Below are 1,793 nucleotides of genomic sequence, written 5' to 3' on the forward strand. Positions count from 1 at the left end.
GTGTTCTGTATTACTCAAGGAAAGAACCACAAGAATCACAAGATTTCTTTTTGCTTGCTGGGGTCGCACGAACCCAAGTTCGCTTGGGCGTGTCGATTCCTAATCGTGTTTTTGAAGAGTGACAGGAATCCCAGGAAAGAAGGGCTTGTCCAGCCTCCCCTTGTGCCTCTTTTCACTCATTGAGAGCGCACTATGCACTTAGCGGCCAGCCAATCGACGTGAGGTGGGAAAAAGCAACCTTGGTGTGAGCGCAAGGCCGCCAAGGGGTGCGCCCCCGGACAAGAGCAAAACTCGGGTGAAGAGAAGATCCTTCTCAAACACAGATTGCAAGCGAAAGAAGAACCTCAAGAACCTCAAGAACCCAAGACCCCCAAGAACCCAAGTTCCTCGTGAACTTAAGAACCCACAAGAACCCACAAGAACCCACGATTGCAGAATGGTCATCACTCAAAGCGGAATGGATACTTCGCTTGGAGGTGATGAGCATGAGAGAGGTGAAGAAGAATTTTCCCCACCAAGAGGTTTTTCCGACCCTCCCCCTTTTCCATCTACGACAAAGATTGCACTAACTCCTATGGAGAAGTTGGACCAAGAAAGAGAAGTAGAAAGAAAATCCTACGAAGAAGACATGGCAACCATCGAGCGTAAGTACCAAGAAAGAATGGCAGCCATAGCACGAGAGAAACAAAGCAAGACAAGCAGAATTTGATCGCAAGAACAAAGCCCTCAAAGAAAAGAGCGACCACCACAACAAAGAGTTTTGGCGACTCTATTCTCAAGTTCAGGCACAGATGCAAGAGATTTGGGGAAAGGAGACTCTCTCAGTCTCTTCTTCTCCAAAGCATGACACACAGGATTTGCATGATTGTGTGAAGCATGATGATGGTTTGAATGACAAGCATGATGATTTGGATGACAAAGATAAGCATGATGATTTGGATTGCCAATGACAAGCATGATGATTTGCATGATCAAGATGTGATTTCTCACAAGCATGATGAGTTGCATGAAGATGATGTGATTGTTCACAAGGATGATGAGTTAGTTGATGCTTTTTCTAGCGAAGCTAACCTCGTTGCAGATTCGATCAATCACGAAGAACCGATCTTGGCTCTCGAGTCGAGGTCCAAAGAACCCCACCAGGACGAATCGATCCTTAAGGAAGAACCGATCTTGGCTCTCGAGCCTAGGTCCAAAGAACCCTCACAGGAAGTATTATGTGTTCCCATGATTGATACGCACGCATTGTTCGAGTGTTTCATTCGTGATCGTTTCCTGTATTTTAGTCAGCGTCCTTATGTGATCCCTTTTCCTAGGCATGACATATTGTACGTTGAGCACGTTTCACTCATGAATGAGCACGAATGTATGCGGATTTCTCATGAAAAGCTGAAAATATGCATTCAAGGAATCACATTCCATGTCTCTTCCTTGGCATCACACGGTTTCCGAACGAGCACATGATTGTATGAGCACCAAGCATGGGCATTTCCATTGTGATTTGCCACAATTGATTGATTTCGATCAAACAGAAAAGATTCCAGCGCATTGTTTGCATCTGCTTGATGAACGGTTTGTCACTCCGTCTCTATGTTCATCGACATTGCATACACAGTCTTTAGAGAAGACAAGATTTTTTTCCTTCACTTTAAATGGAATAGGTATGTTCATGGTTTTGTGTTGGAGATGGTTTCAGGAGTTTTCAACCATGGAGATTCTTGAAGACGAAAGAAGCAGATCTCTAGACGCAGTTGACACAAGAAAGGAGATTCAAACGACTGTGTCGCTTTCGG

General features: G+C 44.8%; 3 protein-coding genes. All 3 read left to right on the plus strand.

All coding sequences use genetic code 11. From position 1 onward, the window contains the following. Nucleotides 1-436 precede the first annotated feature (436 nt). The gene (locus DD606_RS24935) at nt 437-709 is read left to right on the plus strand and encodes a hypothetical protein (protein ID WP_129259439.1); all 273 of its coding nucleotides are present in this window, start codon (nt 437-439) and stop codon (nt 707-709) included. Between the two features lie 182 nt (nt 710-891). Next, the gene (locus tag DD606_RS24940; RefSeq protein ID WP_129259441.1) at nt 892-1,464 is read left to right on the plus strand and encodes a hypothetical protein; all 573 of its coding nucleotides are present in this window, start codon (nt 892-894) and stop codon (nt 1,462-1,464) included. Between the two features lie 4 nt (nt 1,465-1,468). After that, nucleotides 1,469-1,793 (plus strand): hypothetical protein (locus DD606_RS26240; protein WP_219824235.1); only part of this gene is annotated, 325 nt, incomplete at its 3' end.

The sequence above is a fragment of the Enterobacter cloacae complex sp. GF14B genome (genome assembly GCF_004136805.1).
GTDB lineage: Bacteria > Pseudomonadota > Gammaproteobacteria > Enterobacterales > Enterobacteriaceae > Enterobacter > Enterobacter hormaechei_C.